Origin of the sequence: Photorhabdus khanii NC19 (assembly GCF_000517265.1) — a bacterium.
Taxonomy (GTDB): Bacteria; Pseudomonadota; Gammaproteobacteria; order Enterobacterales; family Enterobacteriaceae; genus Photorhabdus; species Photorhabdus khanii.
The window spans coordinates 45,461-62,660 of record NZ_AYSJ01000004.1; the positions used below are offsets into that span (position 1 = coordinate 45,461).

Consider the following 17,200-nt stretch of genomic DNA (forward strand, 5'->3'; position numbering starts at 1 on the left):
TTACTCCTCTATCAACGATGTTGAAGCCCGATCCACCAATGGCTTAAACAGATAACTAAACAAGGAGCGGGAACCCGTTTTAACAAAGACCTCAACCGGCATCCCTGGCCTGAGATCCAACCCTTTCAGTTTTTCCATCCCTCCAGGAGAAACCACGGCTCTCATCTGATAATAAGGCTGGCTGGTTGCTGGATCCACCAACCTGTCTGCGGAAACCATGACCACTTTTCCTTCAATTTTTGGCGTCCGGTTCTGATTAAAAGCAGTGAACATCAGATCCACATCCATCCCTTTGCTAATCTTATCTGCCAAATTAACCGCAACACGGGTTTCTACCTCAAGCGCCATCTGGTCCGGCAGGATTTCCATCAGTTTTTCGCCGGGAGCAACAACACCACCTTGCGTAAAAATATTTAATCCGACAACCGTGCCATCAACTGGCGCGACAATTGAAGTATGGGTAAGTTCGAATTGTGCTGTATCCAGCTTATTTCTGTATTCGCTGGCAGCAACCTGCACATCCGCCAATTGAGTACGAACTTCCCGCTGATAGTCTGCTCTGCGCTGAATAATACGCTGCTGCGTTTCCTGTAACTGTTTTTCAAGCTGACCAGCACGCCCTACCATTTCCGCTATGCCGCTGTTGAGTTCAGCCTGCTCACGCAACAGCTCCAGATAACGGTTACGCGGGAAATAGCCCTCATCCGCTAAAGATTTAAGATTAGTTATCTGTTCCTTAAGCGCCACCTGCTGCACACGCTTGCTGACAAGAGAAGATTTCAACCCTTTAATCTGAAAATTTGTGCCTTCAACAGACTGTTCAAGCCCTTCCAAGTCGCTTTGCAACATTTCACGACGTGATGCAAACAGTTGTTTTTGCAGTACGATAATCTCTTTCACCCGGGGTTCAGATTGTAATTGCTGTAATATTTCAGGGAAAATCAGAGTTTCATCACCATGCTGTTCCGCTAATAAACGCGCTTCCGTTGCCAGTGTGGTATGCAGTTGATCCTGAAGCGCATCGACTTGGGCTTTTGCCTGCACCTGACTGAGCTGAACCAGTGTCTGACCCGCTTTGATTGTTTCGCCTTCAACAACCTTAATCTGGCTGATAATACCGCTTGCCGGGGCCTGAACTGTTTTACGGTTGCCATCCACCACCACCACGCCTGAAGAGGCAACCCCTTTATCCAACGGCGCTAATGCCGCCCAAATAAGAAACCCCAGGATCCCCACCCCAATCACTAACCATCCTAGTCGTAAAAAATGCCTTTCTTCCAGAGGCAGCAATCCTTTTCCATCTCTTACCGGCGTAATCTGATCAGACATATCCACTCCCGGACAGAAATCTCCGTCTCAGCTATTTAATATTATTATGATTGAATGCCTATTTACTTATGATGCCTGTGCTACTGCCTTGGCCGCAGAATGTTCCTGATTTTGTTGCGATAAAGCCGCTATTACCTGCTGAGATGAGCCAAACATCTTCATTTTTCCCTGAACCAGCAACAATATTTTATTTGTCTGTGACAACAATGACATGCGATGAGTAATCACAATCACTGTTTTTCCTTGCGTTTTCAGTTGGGCAATAGCCTCATTCAGTGCTCTTTCCCCTGCTTCATCCAGGCTGGAATTAGGTTCATCCAAGACCACTAATGACGGCTCATCATATAACGCACGGGCAAGACCAATTCTCTGCTTCTGCCCACCCGATAACCCAACCCCTCCAGCACCAATAACCGTGTCATAACCCTTATCAAGAGCCAATACCAGCTCATGAACACCCGCTTTCTGTGCCGCCTTAACAACCTTTTCCGGCTCCACTTCATTAAAACGGGCAATGTTCTCAGCAATAGTGCCGCCAAACAGCTCAATATCTTGCGGCAAATAGCCTATTGAGGAACCCAGTTCATCTTTATTCCATTGATAAATATCGGCATTATCCAAGCGTACAACACCTTCCTGTGCAGGCCATATGCCGACAAGTAACCTGGCAAGGGTCGATTTCCCGGAAGCACTGGGGCCAATTAATCCCAGCACATCTCCCGCATCCAGCGTAAAGCTGACATCCTGTAAAACAACCTTGCTGTTTCTTCCCGGAGGCGCGGCGGAAACTTTATCCACAGCTAAATTGCCTTTTGGTGCGGGTAATGACATTCCCAGTTTCCGTTCCGGTTGTTGTTCTAACAGGTTTGTTAACCGTTGCCATGATAGACGGGCACCACTCCAGCCTTTCCAGGCTTGAATAAGCTGTTCAATCGGTGAAAGCGCACGCCCCATCAGAATTGAAGCCGCAATCATCATTCCCGGTGTAATATGCCCACCAATCGCCAACCAGCCCCCCAACCCGAGGATCAGCGACTGTAATGCCATACGCACGGTTTTAGTGACTGAATTAATCACTGAAGCCCGTTCACTGGCAATGCGCTGGAAATTCAGAAAACGTTCATGCAACCCAAACCATCTCCGACGAAGCACCGGCAACATGCCTAACGCTTCTATCACTTCTGCGTTACGTAAATTAGTGCTGGCAAGGCTGGCTGAATGCAGAGAGAGTTGACTTGCTTCGGATAAAGGCTGACTTGATAACCATTGATTCAGCGCAGCAAGGGCAATTAATACCAGAGCACCTACCAATGCCAACAAACCAAGCCAAGGGTTAAAAAGAAAAATAACCAACAGATAGATTGGAAACCAGGGAGCATCAAAGAAGGCAAACAGGGCATTGCCGGTCAAAAACTGACGGATATTTGCCAAATCATTGAGCATTTGACCCGCATCTGTTGTGCCATTTTTCAGATTTGATTCATAAGATGCGGTATAAACACGATTATTCAACTTCATATCAAGCTGGCTACCGATACGAATGACAATCATGCTGCGGATATATTCCAGCATACCCATCATGGTAAACATGCCAAGAGTAATCAGAGTCAACATCAGCAAAGTGATTTCATTGCCCGATGGCAACACTCTGTCATAAACCTGCAACATATAAACAGATGGAACCAACATCAGCAGGTTAATAAAGGCAGTGAACAACCCGATAGTCCAGAACACCCGGCTACGGGCACGAATGACATCAGTAATTTCATCCTTCGGGAGATGTAATTTCACAGTATTTCCTTAATAACTGTTTGATATATTTTTTATCTTTCTAAAAAAATCGCCATCTGACGTTAACGTTTCCCGCCCTATCCACTTTTCTTATTGGGCTTCATCATCAATTCCCGGCCACCAGCAAAGCGGGCAAACCAGCCATCTGACTCCTGAGCGAAGAAAGCCAAACCACTGCCCTGCTCATCGGTAATCGTGATGCCATCAGGAGTAGGCCGCCACCCGGCAGGTACTTCGCCAAACATATCGGTCAAGCAGGCGTTATCACCGTTAAGTGACCAAATTGAACCCTCAGGTAATGGTTGGTCAGTCAATGAGACATCACATTGCTGATGTTCATCCGACAGTTGCCACACGCCTTTTAATTCACTGGCGTATGGGAGATGAAGACTACTTGCCATACTTCCTCCGATAACACTGAATACAAGAGAAACAAAGAGCACAAATTTCAGATACCAGGCTGAACAAGTCATTCCGCCTCCAAACTAATAACCGCATCCAGTCAGATGCGGTTGTGTTGTTATGCTATTGCTACGCAAGGATAAAATCAGACTCCAATATCGGCTCTCCGACAATCTTCACCCAAAAATCATCGTAGGAGAATTTATCGCCCAGATTAATAGCGAAATCATTCACCTTATTAACCGTATCATAGCGAAGCACTGCTTCTCCGACTTCGCCAGTAAATTCCCTGACAAACTTAACGCCACCTTTCCCTGCTTCACCCAGATCGAACAACGACACATCAATCTTGTCCTCACCGGAAACGAAGTCATGGATCCAATCACGCTCAAGAGGTGGTGATTCTTTAGCGCTCAGGTAGACAAATGTATCTTTGCCTTCCCCGCCCCAAAGCTGATCTGCGCCCAGGCCACCGTAGATAATGTCATCACCGGCACCCCCCTTCAGAATATTCTCTGCGTCATTCCCGATCAGAATGTCATTACCACTGCCACCAATCGCATTTTCAATCGTTACGCCACGGGCAATAGAGACGTTTCCTTTCAGGCCACCGACATCTGAGAAGGAAGCTTCATTCAGATTGATGCGCTGATCCTGAGTAAAACCAGAGAAATCAAATGTGTCATTACCACCGGCATCCCAAGCGGTGAACAACAATTTGCTGTTCTCATCTTTTGCTGTAAAGAAGTCACGATCAGTGTTGGAATTAAAACCATATACAGTGTCATCTGTACGGGTCGTATTATTAGCACCATACACTTCCTGAATGGCGGAAATATCGTTAAGTAATGGTGCGGAAGAATAAATACCTTTAAAGTCCTGCCCGGTATTTTTTTCACCGAAATAACTCATGACAGTATAAGCGCGGCTATCTTCAAAATAGGTGGCGCTCTTCTTATAAGTCGGTCTTTCCTTATCAGACGCATTATAGTCAGCGGGATGCTCTAACCCCAGTGTATGGCCGATTTCATGAGTAAAAGTCTGACGGCCATACCCGTTCACACCAATATCATTTTCTGAGAAAGTGTGGCTTTTCAGGTTATACCAGGTTCCTGATTGTTTCGACTCAGGGCTAGGAAGATAAGCAAACGCGTAGCTCCCTCTCAAACTAACGTCAAAGAAACCAAAGGTAATGTGAGCCTTATCCGAATCAGTTGTTTCAGTGAAATTAATATTAGCGACATCAGTCCAAGATTGTATTGACAGTTTCGCAGCAGCTTTTTGTTCTTCATTAAATGCTGAAAACCCAGCAATATGCCAAGGCATATTATCCGGTTCACTCTCCAGGAAACTATAAGTTAATTGGAAAGTTTCAGACTTATCGTCGCCCTGATGCCCCCAGCGATAATCACCTCGAATTAATTCTTTTGCAGCATTTTTACTTGGCTCATGCTCAACAACAATATTAGGATCCTTGCCTGGTACATAAGCCTGTAACTGTGTCTGAAGCTCATTTGCCTTTGCAGAGCCGATAAGTTCCGAGTATGAAATTTTCTTCTTTAAAGACATATATCTCTCCATAAATGCAGGACTTAGAATTTTTATTTAATTAAATACAAGTCAATAAAACCTGAGAACAATAGGCCCTCCTGGCCATACAAATAACAATGAAAATCCCTTTCACAACAACGTAACACTAAAGTTAATTATGTAAAAAGCAATTAACATATTTTTTTAATATAAACGTGATAAAAATAACATAAAACAAATAAGCGATTGTTTTATATCACATAACTATTTAAGGCAAAAAAAACACCGCTAATTTCTTATTGATATTTTATTATAACTAAATTATCTATTATTTAACTATCCATAAAGTAAAATTTAAAAATTTTATAGAATTCTTATGGATAATTATAATTAGCAATTATCACCGTTAACTAAATAAACAGACCAAATACGAAGTAATAAACTCCCTCTGCTTACAATGTTAGGCGTTCTGGGGCACCTGAAAGTAAATTGAGTTAGGGAATATCCATACAAAACCAATATGTTATTATTAATAAAAGTAATAACAACTTCAAGAAATCAATAAATAAAATATATATAATAGGACAATTAATAATTCATTTATTCTTAAGAGTTTCACAAAAATACAATCAAACTATATTTATGATTTTCAAATAACAGATGGAGGCATCAACATAGTTGATTGAATAAAATTAAAAATAGAATATAGAAACCAATAATTAATACTTTGCAATATGCATTGAAAGAATATTATATTTATCTGAATACCTATCGCAACGACCATTTAACAGAAAGAAAATATCTCAATAAAATAGCCTAATTAACCAATATAAAATAGACATCCAATTAATATATATTCATAAAACAAACCAAAATTACAACCAAATAAAAAACAAGAAAACATAAGTTATAATTTACAGTCTTAATGCATTTAATTATTTCATATTAAACCAATATATCATTAAATAATCATGATAATATATTGAATTTATTATTTACCTTAAGTCAAGTAAAAAAACAACATTTACCAGACAAAAATCATACAATATTAATTATTACATTAAATCATGATGACCTCACCATAGAATATGGTGTAATAATTTCTTTGTTGAATAAATGGGATAAATCATTTTATTGCACTACTTTTATTCCGCATAAAAATGAGAAATAAAATACAATAATGTCAACTAATACTGAAAAATGAAATCGCCTCAGAATATCTGAGGCGATTTGGGAAGCTTTATTTTCGGCATTTATTCCGGGATATGGATGAACATAAGTTAATCAATAATCATCCCGGTTGGCTGCATAAGCAGACCAAATACGGCGGACATGAACAGTTATTTCTTCCCTGTCATGATAAAGATGCTTTGCTTGAATTTGCGCATTGATACCATTTTCCTTTAATTGCAGATGCATTTTCTGCAAATTATGCGCCACTTCTTCATAACGCTTTTTCATGGGTAATTTAAGATTAAAAATAGCTTCCCGGCACCAGCCATTAACCAGCCAATCTGCCATCAGCTGAGTGACTTTCGCTGGTTTTTCCACCATATCACACACCAACCAGTAAATATTTTTTGTCGAAGGTACAAATTTAAAACCATCAATTTTGTGATGTTTAACCTGCCCCGTATCCATCAAACTTTCCGCCATCGGGCCATTATCTACAGCATGAACCATCATACTGCGTTTCACCAGTTGATAAGTCCAGCCCCCAGGACACGCGCCTAAATCAACAGCATACAAACCACTCGCCAGACGCTCTTCCCATTCGTCATAAGGAATGAAAACATGAAAAGCTTCTTCCAATTTCAATGTTGAGCGACTTGGTGCATCTGAAGGAAATTTCAGCCGGGGAATGCCCATATAAAATGGCGAGTTATTATTACTGTAAGAATAACCAACATAACAACAGCCCGGAGCAATAAAGAAAACGTGTATGACCGGACGGTTAGCGTTTTCTCTAATCAGCAAGATCTTTTCCTGACGCATCGCATTACGCAGCGGAACAGTGAATTTCCGGCAAAATTTCAGTAACTCTTTGCTTTCGTTGGTATCAGGCACTTCAACCCGCAACTCACCTGCACGTTCCATAACGCCCTGTAACATCCCAATAATCGGGCTTATCCGATCTTCAGGAGATAAATCCCGCAATAATTCACCCACGACCAACATTTGACGGACAAAAATCAGCTCCCGGAATGGTATCTCGCGAATAAGCCGATCCGCGTCTTCATGTTGATAACACTCAAACAGGACATAGCCACTGTTATCTTTTACCCGGGCGAAACCGTAAATCTCTTTTTGACCCGCTTTATCGGTGATTTCTGCTGCGCACTCTTTTTCAAAACCAGGGCGGCAATATAAAGCAATTTTATTCATGGCGAAGCGCCGATTTCCTTAGACGCAAAGCGCCAATTAACACTAAGAGCCAGCCGATAAGAAAGCTGAACCCTCCAACTGGGGTAATATAAGTAAAAAATTTAGCTTGCAATAAAGCCATACAATAGAGACTGCCACTAAACAACAAAATGCCTACCGCGAAAAAGACCCCACTCCAGTAAAACCAGAGAATAACTCTACGCATCAGCATGGCAGACATCGCCATCATTGCCAAAGTGTGGATACCTTGATATTGCAGACCGAGATCAATCCAACTTATCTGATATTTTGCCATCATCGGGGATAAGAAATGCGACCCGACAGCACCAAATGCCACATAGAAAAAACCACTTAAGCCAGCAAAGATAAGCATTAAACGACTATTCACTGTTATCTTCCTTTTTCACATTATATCTGAGAGTTCTTACAGCCCGAATACCTTATTCTTTTCTTATTCATTGGTAATAAAGCCCAGTTTCTCTTGCTCACTGGCTGCCTGTGCCAGCACCCATTGCCGGAATGCTGCGATTTTCCCCAACTCAGCCTGATTGTCATGACAGACAAGGTAAAATGCATTCTTACTCACTAATACATCATTAAATGGACACACTAAACGCCCGGCATCAATTTCAGTCCGAGCCATAACATTATTTGCCAGTGCAATCCCCTGACCATGCACCGCAGCCTGGATCACCATTGCACTATGGCTGAATATCGGCCCTTGCTGAACATTTATCTGCTGCTGCATATCAAGCTGGCGTATATAAGCCTGCCAGTCACGGCGGGAAGAATCGTGTAACAACATATGGCGTGCCAAATCTGCGGGAGTTTTCAGCGGGTTTTCCCCGGTCAGTAACGAAGGTGCACAAACGGGGAGCAAATATTCCGCATAAAGACGATCCGTTCGCAACCCCGGCCAGTTTCCACGGCCATAAAATATAGCCACATCAACATCATCAGCGAGTTTATCTTCTTCTCTGTTTACTGCCTGTATCCTGACATCAATTCCCGGATAAGCTAAATTAAAGCTAGATAACCGTGGAACCAGCCACTGGATAGCAAAACTGGGTGAAAGACTGACAGTCAAAGCACCTTTAGCACTTCGTGCCTGAAGTTTACGCGTTGCTTCATTTATTGATGTGAATATTTCTTTAATATCCAGATAGTAACTTTGTCCCTCTTCAGTCAACAATAACGATCGGTTGCGACGACGAAACAACTTCAACCCAAGGAAATCCTCCAGACTTTTCATCTGGTGGCTAACTGCGGCCTGCGTCACAAATAACTCTTCAGCCGCCTTAGTAAAACTCAAATGGCGCGCCGCAGCATCAAAAACCCGCAACGCATTCAATGGTGGTAAACGTTTGGACATGTGAGCCCTTATGCAATGTTGGTGATACCGGTAACTCTTTATATTTAGTTATTAGTTTTTGTAATCCGAACCATTATAAATTGTCCATTGAGGATACACCAGTAAATCCCTATAGTGGCGCCACTTCCTAAGCCGGAACGAAAAGTGAATTAGTTGTAACGCTATGAAACTTTTGGCTTTGTGGTTGTGATGTTGTGTTTGCAAGTTGTCTGGGAAACCAGACTATGTAGCTTAAGCTACTGTTTTTTTCACTTCCTGTACATTTAACCCTGTCTGTCCATAGTGATTTTTAATGCACCGCGCGATTGCGGTGCTTTTTTTTGTCATAATAGCCGGAACATGGCAATATTATTCGATGTAACAACCTATCCATTTTCAGCCACAAGCAAGCGGATCATCATCACCAACAGAATAATCTGATCAATAACCACGAAACCTAATTAAAACACTATGAAAAAGTTCGAACCAGAACAGTTCCGCCGGCAATTCCCAGCCCTGCAACAACAAACTGTATTCCTGGATAGTGCAGCAACTGCCCTGAAACCACAAGCCATGATAAAGGTAACTCAGGATTATTATCAATACAGTAGTACTACTGTACATCGCAGCCAACATCACACAGCGCTGGAAATCACCTCTCGCTATGAAAATGCCCGGCAACGGGTTGCTGAACTCATCAACGCCCCAAAAGCCGAAAATATTATCTGGACAAAAGGCACAACAGAATCTATCAATCTGGTTGCCCAAAATTATTTCCGTCCCCATCTCCAGCCCGGTGATGAAATTATCGTTAGTGAACAGGAGCACCATTCCAACCTGATCCCCTGGTTAATGCTGGCGGAACAAATCGGTGCCAGGGTGATTAAATGGCCTTTAGGCAACGGCAAATTGCCGGATATCAACACGCTGCCTGCACTTCTGAACCAACACAGCCGATTGATAGCGATCAGCCAAATGTCCAATGTGACCGGTGGAGCTGTCGATCTGACTGCAATAACACAAATAGCGCACCAACATGGTTGTCTGGTCGTTGTTGATGGTGCTCAGGGAGTTGTTCACAATCCCGTTGATGTTCAGCTATCAGACATCGATTTCTACGCGTTTTCCGCTCATAAGCTCTATAGTTCAAATGGTGTTGGTGTACTCTACGGCAAAAGTGAGTTACTTGATGCGATGTCTCCCTGGCAAGGCGGAGGAAAAATGCTTACCCACGCCTCATTCAGCGGTTTCACACCGGAAGCTGTACCCTTCAGGTTTGAAGCAGGGACACCGAATATTGCCGGTGTTATTGGTTTTTCTGCCACGCTGGAATGGCTAAAAGATATTGATATCGTCAAAGCGGAAGCCCATGCCGTCACACTCGCTGACTACACCGAACAACAACTTTCCGCTTTACCCGGATTTATCAGTTATCGCATTGCCGGTTCCAGCCTGTTGGCTTTTAATTTTGCCGATATTCATCACAGTGATCTGGCGGCTATTTTAGCAGAACAAAATATTGCCTTACGCTCCGGTCAGCATTGCGCTCAACCACTGATCGAAGCTTTAGGTATCAACGGCTGTTTGCGAGCTTCTTTTATGCCTTATAATAATCAGCAGGATGCCGATTCTTTAGTTCAGGCTGTGAAATTTGGCCTTTCTCTATTACAGGATGAATAAAATATGGCTCAAGCAGCAGAAAACCTGACCGCACCACATCCATTTGGCAAGGAAATTAGCCAGCAACAGTTAGTTGAAATCTTTAACCAATGTCGCCAATGGGAAGATCGCTATCGCCAGTTAATCCTGCTGTCCAAGAAATTGCCTGCACTACCTGACAACTTGAAACAACAGGATATCGAAATGTCTGGCTGTGAAAACCGGGTTTGGTTAGGACATCAATTACTATCAGATGGTTATCTGCATTTTTATGGCGATAGTGAAGGCCGCATTGTCAAAGGCTTGCTGGCGGTGATATTGACCGCGGTGGAAGGAAAAACACCGCAACAAGTTTTGGAAACTAACCTGTTGACGCTGCTCCACCAACTTGGGCTGGAGCAACAGTTAAGCGGCTCACGGTTGAACGGCGTGAAATCGCTGATCCATACAGTGCAAAGCGCCGCAAAAAATTATATTAAAACGAGCCCTGACGTTGCGCTTTAGCAACCATCTTTTTCAGTGCATGGGAAACCGCAACAAATCCGAATGTCGCCGTGACCATTGTTGCGGCACCAAAACCCGATGCGCAATCCATACGTTTCGTCCCCTCCGCGGTGCTTTTAGCGGCACAAACAGAGCCATCACTCTGTGGATAAACTAGCTGCTCAGTTGAAAACACACAATCAATTCCCAACTTGCCTTTACCATTCTTCACAACGTGATAATCAGATTTCAACCTTTCCCGCAACTTAGCCGCTAAAGGGTCCTGAATCGTTTTCGCCAAATCAACAACCTGAATTTGCATAGGATCAAGTTGCCCACCCGCCCCACCGGTTGTGACCAACGGAATTTTATAACGACGACAATAAGCCAACAGCGCCGCTTTTGGCCTGACACTATCGATAGCATCAATGACATAACTGAATCCAACCGCCATCATCTCTGCAACATTATCCGGCGTGAGAAAATCATCAATACACGTTACTTTACACTCAGGATTAATCGCCAGAATACGTTCAGCGATCACTTCCGTTTTTGGTTGCCCAATATGCTGTTTTAAAGCATGTAACTGGCGGTTGGTATTGGTGATACAAACATCATCCATATCAATCAGGGTAATCGCGCCTATTCCTGTACGCGCCAACGCCTCAGCGGCCCAAGAACCTACCCCACCGATACCCACGACACAAACATGGGAATGAGAAAACAAAGAAAGCGCTTTTTGACCATATAAACGGGCTGTACCCGCAAAGCGCTGCATATATGCATCAGAAAGAGAAGTTTGCATCACTGAATATCAATCCTGAAAACCTGTTATAAAATTTGTGGAAAGGAATTACTGATTTACCGTTAGCATAACAGGCTGCTCTTCTTTCAGCACCCAAACCCGGCCGTAGTGATTATAGAAACCCGCTGCGATACCAGCCTCATCACCAATACCATGATAGATATCGAAATGATGTCCCTTTATTGCGCCGCCGACATCCAGTGCAATCATCAGGCGCATCTGGTACTGACCGGTAAATTTACCCTGGTTATCCAGCAAAGGTATCTCCGCCAACAATGTTGTTCCTGGTGGAACAAGCATTTTATCAGCGGCCACAGCGGCTTTTGCAATCAGAGGAACGCTACTCGCGCCCCGCACCGAGGCATACACTTCGGGTTTAAAAAAGACAAATGATGGATTCTGTTCTAGCAGCTTACGAACCTCTGCCTCACTGTGCGATTCAGCCCATTTGCGAATCGCCAGCATAGAGATATCTTTCTGCGCGATTTCTCCGCGTTCAACCAGCAGCCTGCCAATACTCCGATAAGCCTGTCCATTCTTACCTGAATAACCCAAAAAGGTCAGCGGCTCGCCGTCACCAAAATCGACATAACCACTGCCCTGCACTTCCATAATAAAGTTATCAATCAGAGAATTACTATAGCCAATGATCAGGCTGGAGCTGAGGGCACCATTGTATATCGCAGCCCGGCTTGGTAAATGATATCTGCTTTTAGACGGCATACGGTACAAGGGATATCTAAACTCCCCCTGTTTAACGCGGCGGGCCTGTAACACCGGCGTATAATAACCCGTGAATTGGACATTACCGTAATTATCCACACCTTCCATCTGGTAAGCGCGTAAATTAAATAAATTTAATTTACTGGTTGCACCGCCAGCCAGCACCCAGTTCTGAACTGCGTCAAAAGTCGAGCTATTACGATTATACAAGCGGGGAGCAGACTGACTGATAAGCATAACCTGCTCTGAAAAATCTTTAGCATTAACCGGCCTGCCCTGAGCATTGGGCTGATTAACCAGCAATAAATCCTGAGTGATATGACCATCTTTATATTGTTGGCCCTGGGCTGTTGGACGGGAATGACATCCAACTAACAGTGAAATCACGATCCCACACAGAAAATACTTACTCCAGAATGTCATTGCTGCCTTCTCTCTTACCGACATTGCCTAACGGCAAACAATACCAAACCAACAAAAATAATGAAACTTACCACAAAAAAAATAACTTAACGAAACAGCGACAAAAACGAATACAAAAACACCAACATGCAGAGTAACCAATCAAAAAAGTAACAAAACAAACAATTTTTAATAAAAAAACTTGCAACAGATCTGATCCTGAGTATAGTGCCCGCATCGGACGCGGGGTGGAGCAGCTTGGTAGCTCGTCGGGCTCATAACCCGAAGGTCGTCGGTTCAAATCCGGCCCCCGCAACCAACATAATGAGATAGTTCGATATTTGCGAATGAGGAACCTATTCCGGCAGGCATTAATGATGCAGGAAAACATAAATTAGGTTCTTAACGGACGCGGGATGGAGCAGCATGGTAGCTCGTCGGGCTCATAACCCGAAGGTCGTCGGTTCGAATCCGGCTCCCGCAACCAATTTTCGCAATTCAGGGTATTAAAACAGTATCAAAACGGACGCGGGGTGGAGCAGCTTGGTAGCTCGTCGGGCTCATAACCCGAAGGTCGTCGGTTCAAATCCGGCCCCCGCAACCAATTCTTAATGCGTTTCAGCATATAAATTCCCAAAACAACCTCTGGATTATTTTATCTCCACCACATTTGCATATCTGCGCGGTTTAATTGCGAATATTCACCTATAGTCATTTCTGGCTTGACAGATTATCGTTTATAAACAACGACAAAAGCTATGGTACGTGACACCAAGGCTCAAATTGCCATTGACCGACGCATCATACACATGGAACTAGGCAACTTTAGCGACCATAAACCCCTATCCGAAGGTGTCAGGGAACTGCGTATCGACGTAGGGCCAGGATATCGGGTCTATTACGCCAAGTCTGGCTTAACTATCGTTCTGCTGCTTTGTGGCGGTGATAAACGCAAGCAAGACGCGGACATAGCCCGAGCATGTGAATACTGGCGCGAATGGAAAAGCAGAAACAAATAGGAGAACGAGTTATGAAAGACAGATCACACGACGACGCAATGGCCGAAGTGTTCCGCAAAGATCCAGCTTATGCAATCGAACTGCTAAACAGCATCCTTGAGGATGGAGAACAAGCCGAACTACTGATTGCCCTTCGCCAAATGACCAAAGCCTTCGGTGGCATTCGTAACGTGGCTAAGGAAGCCGAGTTGAATCAGAACCAGCTCTATCGCACCTTGTCAGCCGAAGGCAACCCAGAGGTCAGAAATCTAAGCGCAATCCTGCGTGTCATGGGCTTACGCCTAGCAGTTCAACCCATCACTACCCACTAGCAGGGCTACAATAAATTTAAATCACCACCATTATTAAAATACGCTTTGATACCCGCGAAAATGGACTCCGCTACCTGTTGCTGGAAACGCGCTGTTTTCAGCTTTCGCTCCTCTTCCAGATTACTGATAAACGCAGTTTCTACCAGAATAGAGGGGATATCCGGTGCTTTCAGTACCGCAAACCCAGCCTGATCCACCCGGTTCTTATGCAGTTTATTCACCTTACCCATGCGCTTGAGCACTTCACTGCCAAATTTAAGGCTGTCATTGATTGTCGCCGTCTGTAGCAAATCAAACATGGTATGATCCAGATACTTATCACCGCTTTTACTTACGCCACCAATCTGGTCGGCTTCATTTTGCGTTTGGGCCAGAAAACGTGCGGTATTACTGGTTGCGCCTTTAGTAGAAAGTGCAAAAACCGAAGAACCACGCGCAGCCCGGTTAGTAAAGGCATCAGCATGAATAGAAACGAATAGATCAGCCCGCATCTTACGTGCTTTTGCCACCCGGACTTTTAGCGGGATAAACACATCTTCATTACGAGTCATATACACTTTCATGCCCGGTTCACGCTGAATAATAGTTCGCAATCGACGGGAGATTTGCAGAACAACATCTTTCTCACGGGTTTTATATTTACCGATAGCGCCAGGATCTTCCCCGCCATGTCCAGGATCGAGCATGATAACAATCGGCCTGTCTTTACCTGCTTTACCTGACTTCGGTATTTCCGCTGGTAAATCCTCGGCCAAATTACCTTTATTGTACTCTTCAAGCAGAGCAAGTAATGGATCATCATCCTTATTTGCTCCCGCTGCGGGATAAATATCCAAAACCAAACGATGCTTGAATTCCGCCACGGGTTTCAAAGTAAACATATGCGGGCTGACCGATTGTTTAACTTCAAACACCAGACGGACCGTTTTAGGATCAAACTGCCCCGCCCTGACCAGTTTAAGATAAGGATCGCGGGATTGAATCTGCTCCCCCATCCCTTTGAGGGTATGATTTAATTGCACACCTTCCAGATCAACCACAATTCTGTTTGGATTTGTCAGCGTGAACTGACGATATTTGAGTGGAATATTGGACTCAAGAGTCACACGGGTATAACTGGATGCAGGCCAAATACGAACCGCAATAATTTTTGATGACGCTGCATAACCCACTTGGCTGACACTAAGCAACCACATTGCTGCGGCTCCCTGCAACAAGCGACGTCGTGACAGATTAAGATCTGAATGACTCATCTACTATTTATTCCATTCATAAAATACAAATATTCAGGGTGACTTTCACCTAGAAACAGCCAAGTGGAAAACACTAACCAACCAACATTATACTGTCATCAGTAATAAGCATTTTATATTTGGCAAATTATTCACGTCCACATATATATCGCAATGTTTTTGTTTTAATTGCCTCTTGCCATTTTCTTTCAAAAGGAATAAAAATACATAAATTACGAATAAAAATTCAATCGAGGGTCTGTTATGAAAGAACGCAGCACCGAATTAGTTGAGGGATTTCGCCACTCGGTTCCATACATCAATGCACACCGTGGCAAAACTTTTGTTATCATGCTTGGCGGAGAGGCTATTGCTCACGAGAACTTCCCGAACATCATCAACGACATCGGATTACTGCATAGTTTAGGCATCCGGCTGATAGTCGTTTATGGTGCCAGACCTCAAATTGAACAAAACCTTGCAACCCATCATTATGAACCGATTTACCACAAACACACCCGCGTTACCGATAATAAGACATTAGAATTCGTCAAACAATCTGCTGGCTTACTACAACTGGATATCACTGCACGTCTTTCTATGAATCTGAATAATACCCCGTTACAGGGAGCAAATATTAATGTTGTCAGCGGTAACTTTATTATTGCTCAACCCCTTGGTGTTGATGATGGTGTGGATTATTGCCACAGTGGAAAAATTCGCCGTATTGATGAGGCAGCTATAAATCGTCAGTTAGACAATGGTGCAATAGTGCTCATTGGTCCGGTTGCAGTTTCCGTTACCGGCGAGAGTTTTAATCTGTCATTTGAAGAAGTTGCTACTCAATTGGCTATCAAGCTACAAGCTGAAAAACTAATTGGTTTCTGCTCTACTCAAGGCGTACAAGGCAAAGACGGAAAAATTCTATCTGAAATTTTTCTTAATCAGGCGCCAGATCTCATTAAAGAGCTGGAAGCTGAAGGTGACTATTATTCAGGTACAGCCTGTTTTTTACGGAGTGCCATAAAAGCTTGCCGTCGTGGCGTTCACCGCAGCCACTTATTGAGTTATCAGGCAGATGGTTCTCTGGTTCAAGAATTATTCTCCCGTGATGGTATTGGTACTCAAATAGTCATGGAGAGCGCGGAACAAATACGCAGAGCGAATATTAATGACATCGGCGGTATTCTCGAACTTATTCGTCCGTTGGAACAGCAAGGCATTTTGGTTCGCCGTTCAAGAGAACAACTTGAGAGAGAAATAGATCAATTCATCATTATTGAACGCGACAACCTGACTATCGCCTGTGCTGCCCTTTACCCCTATCCTGGTGAGAAAATTGGGGAGATGGCTTGTTTAGCGGTTCATCCTAAATACCGGAGTTCTTTAAGAGGTGAAGAACTTATGAACCGCATTACAGATCACGCGAAACAGCTCGGACTGGAAAAACTTTTCGTCCTGACTACCCGCAGCATTCACTGGTTCCAGGAACGGGGTTTTGAACCGGCGGAAATCTCAATGCTGCCAATTCAGAAACAAGTGCTATACAACTACCAACGCCGCTCTAAGATTCTTATGTTGAATTTGGAACCTCAGTAATGAGCTGATTAATGTTGAAAAATAACTCATTACCATTGGGAAAACGTCCTGTCTGGCGATCGATCAGATCGCCTAAACCGGGCTCGATTTTATCTGATTAAAATATAGATCCCAGGGAACACCGATAATGCCCTCAGCGATACCCTGAGCCAGCATTTCCATCAGCTTGGCAAATCGGA

15 protein-coding genes and 3 tRNA genes are annotated in these 17,200 nt (G+C 43.7%); 8 read left to right on the forward strand and 10 right to left on the reverse strand.

All coding sequences use genetic code 11. The features are described 5' to 3' along the window. The 7 genes from PTE_RS04740 to PTE_RS04770 form a co-directional block, all read right to left on the reverse strand. A complete protein-coding gene (locus PTE_RS04740; RefSeq protein ID WP_036843765.1) occupies window positions 1–1,329 on the reverse strand; it encodes an HlyD family type I secretion periplasmic adaptor subunit in 1,329 nt (442 codons plus the stop codon). 66 nt (window positions 1,330–1,395) lie between these two features. Further along, entirely contained in the window at window positions 1,396–3,120 is a 1,725-nt protein-coding gene (locus PTE_RS04745) for a type I secretion system permease/ATPase (protein WP_036843766.1), read from the reverse strand. A 77-nt stretch (window positions 3,121–3,197) separates the two neighbouring features. Next, window positions 3,198–3,593: a protease inhibitor Inh/omp19 family protein gene (locus PTE_RS04750; RefSeq protein ID WP_081738158.1), complete on the reverse strand. Its 396-nt coding sequence runs from the start codon at window positions 3,591–3,593 to the stop codon at window positions 3,198–3,200. A 58-nt stretch (window positions 3,594–3,651) separates the two neighbouring features. After that, window positions 3,652–5,103 (reverse strand): serralysin, encoded by a 1,452-nt coding sequence (prtA, locus tag PTE_RS04755; protein ID WP_274534119.1) that lies wholly within the window; start codon window positions 5,101–5,103, stop codon window positions 3,652–3,654. Window positions 5,104–6,336: 1,233 nt separating this feature from the next. Then, a complete protein-coding gene (gene rlmM, locus PTE_RS04760) occupies window positions 6,337–7,437 on the reverse strand; it encodes a 23S rRNA (cytidine(2498)-2'-O)-methyltransferase RlmM (RefSeq protein ID WP_036843768.1) in 1,101 nt (366 codons plus the stop codon). After that, window positions 7,430–7,825, reverse strand: a complete 396-nt coding sequence (locus tag PTE_RS04765; RefSeq protein ID WP_036843770.1) for a DUF423 domain-containing protein — start codon at window positions 7,823–7,825, stop codon at window positions 7,430–7,432. Before PTE_RS04765 ends, rlmM begins: the two co-directional genes overlap by 8 nt. Before the next feature lie 63 nt (window positions 7,826–7,888). Beyond that, on the reverse strand, window positions 7,889–8,809 hold the full coding sequence (locus PTE_RS04770) for a transcriptional regulator GcvA (RefSeq protein ID WP_036843772.1): 921 nt from the start codon (window positions 8,807–8,809) through the stop codon (window positions 7,889–7,891). 450 nt (window positions 8,810–9,259) lie between these two features. Between PTE_RS04770 and csdA the strand changes: the two genes are divergently transcribed. Then, complete coding sequence (csdA, locus tag PTE_RS04775) at window positions 9,260–10,468, forward strand: cysteine desulfurase CsdA (RefSeq protein ID WP_036843774.1); 1,209 nt, start codon at window positions 9,260–9,262, stop codon at window positions 10,466–10,468. 3 nt (window positions 10,469–10,471) lie between these two features. Then, window positions 10,472–10,951 (forward strand): cysteine desulfurase sulfur acceptor subunit CsdE, encoded by a 480-nt coding sequence (csdE, locus tag PTE_RS04780; protein WP_036843776.1) that lies wholly within the window; start codon window positions 10,472–10,474, stop codon window positions 10,949–10,951. Here csdE and tcdA read toward each other — a convergent pair. Both tcdA and mltA read right to left on the reverse strand, forming a co-directional pair. Then, a complete protein-coding gene (gene tcdA, locus PTE_RS04785) occupies window positions 10,923–11,735 on the reverse strand; it encodes a tRNA cyclic N6-threonylcarbamoyladenosine(37) synthase TcdA (protein WP_036843777.1) in 813 nt (270 codons plus the stop codon). The two genes, csdE and tcdA, sit on opposite strands and share 29 nt — an antisense overlap. A gap of 48 nt (window positions 11,736–11,783) precedes the next feature. After that, window positions 11,784–12,881: a murein transglycosylase A gene (mltA, locus tag PTE_RS04790; protein WP_036843780.1), complete on the reverse strand. Its 1,098-nt coding sequence runs from the start codon at window positions 12,879–12,881 to the stop codon at window positions 11,784–11,786. 221 nt (window positions 12,882–13,102) lie between these two features. Between mltA and PTE_RS04795 the strand changes: the two genes are divergently transcribed. The 5 genes from PTE_RS04795 to PTE_RS04815 all read left to right on the forward strand — a co-directional run bounded on the left by PTE_RS04795 (window position 13,103) and on the right by PTE_RS04815 (window position 14,190). Continuing rightward, window positions 13,103–13,179 (forward strand) — tRNA-Met (locus PTE_RS04795). Window positions 13,180–13,270: 91 nt separating this feature from the next. Further along, window positions 13,271–13,347: transfer RNA gene (locus PTE_RS04800), tRNA-Met, on the forward strand. Window positions 13,348–13,387: 40 nt separating this feature from the next. Continuing rightward, window positions 13,388–13,464 (forward strand) — tRNA-Met (locus tag PTE_RS04805). A gap of 154 nt (window positions 13,465–13,618) precedes the next feature. Further along, entirely contained in the window at window positions 13,619–13,879 is a 261-nt protein-coding gene (locus PTE_RS04810; RefSeq protein ID WP_081738159.1) for a type II toxin-antitoxin system RelE/ParE family toxin, read from the forward strand. Between the two features lie 11 nt (window positions 13,880–13,890). Then, entirely contained in the window at window positions 13,891–14,190 is a 300-nt protein-coding gene (locus PTE_RS04815; protein WP_036843782.1) for a helix-turn-helix domain-containing transcriptional regulator, read from the forward strand. Window positions 14,191–14,195: 5 nt separating this feature from the next. On the opposite strand, the gene amiC is transcribed toward PTE_RS04815, so the two are convergent. Beyond that, complete coding sequence (gene amiC / locus PTE_RS04820) at window positions 14,196–15,443, reverse strand: N-acetylmuramoyl-L-alanine amidase AmiC (protein ID WP_036843783.1); 1,248 nt, start codon at window positions 15,441–15,443, stop codon at window positions 14,196–14,198. A 243-nt stretch (window positions 15,444–15,686) separates the two neighbouring features. Here amiC and argA point away from each other — a divergent pair, with 243 nt between their 5' ends. Then, entirely contained in the window at window positions 15,687–17,021 is a 1,335-nt protein-coding gene (gene argA / locus PTE_RS04825) for an amino-acid N-acetyltransferase (protein ID WP_036843784.1), read from the forward strand. Window positions 17,022–17,200: the final 179 nt, after the last annotated feature.

Bases quoted from the DNA above. Each gene is read 5' to 3' on its own strand.
- PTE_RS04815 (WP_036843782.1), top strand. From the start codon at position 13,891: ATGAAAGACAGATCACACGACGACGCAATGGCCGAAGTGTTCCGCAAA.
- prtA (WP_274534119.1), bottom strand. From the start codon at position 5,103: ATGGAGAGATATATGTCTTTAAAGAAGAAAATTTCATACTCGGAACTT.
- PTE_RS04750 (WP_081738158.1), bottom strand. From the start codon at position 3,593: ATGACTTGTTCAGCCTGGTATCTGAAATTTGTGCTCTTTGTTTCTCTT.
- PTE_RS04810 (WP_081738159.1), top strand. From the start codon at position 13,619: ATGGTACGTGACACCAAGGCTCAAATTGCCATTGACCGACGCATCATA.
- rlmM (WP_036843768.1), bottom strand. From the start codon at position 7,437: ATGAATAAAATTGCTTTATATTGCCGCCCTGGTTTTGAAAAAGAGTGC.
- PTE_RS04770 (WP_036843772.1), bottom strand. From the start codon at position 8,809: ATGTCCAAACGTTTACCACCATTGAATGCGTTGCGGGTTTTTGATGCT.
- amiC (WP_036843783.1), bottom strand. From the start codon at position 15,443: ATGAGTCATTCAGATCTTAATCTGTCACGACGTCGCTTGTTGCAGGGA.
- tcdA (WP_036843777.1), bottom strand. From the start codon at position 11,735: ATGCAAACTTCTCTTTCTGATGCATATATGCAGCGCTTTGCGGGTACA.
- csdE (WP_036843776.1), top strand. From the start codon at position 10,472: ATGGCTCAAGCAGCAGAAAACCTGACCGCACCACATCCATTTGGCAAG.
- mltA (WP_036843780.1), bottom strand. From the start codon at position 12,881: ATGACATTCTGGAGTAAGTATTTTCTGTGTGGGATCGTGATTTCACTG.
- argA (WP_036843784.1), top strand. From the start codon at position 15,687: ATGAAAGAACGCAGCACCGAATTAGTTGAGGGATTTCGCCACTCGGTT.
- csdA (WP_036843774.1), top strand. From the start codon at position 9,260: ATGAAAAAGTTCGAACCAGAACAGTTCCGCCGGCAATTCCCAGCCCTG.
- PTE_RS04740 (WP_036843765.1), bottom strand. From the start codon at position 1,329: ATGTCTGATCAGATTACGCCGGTAAGAGATGGAAAAGGATTGCTGCCT.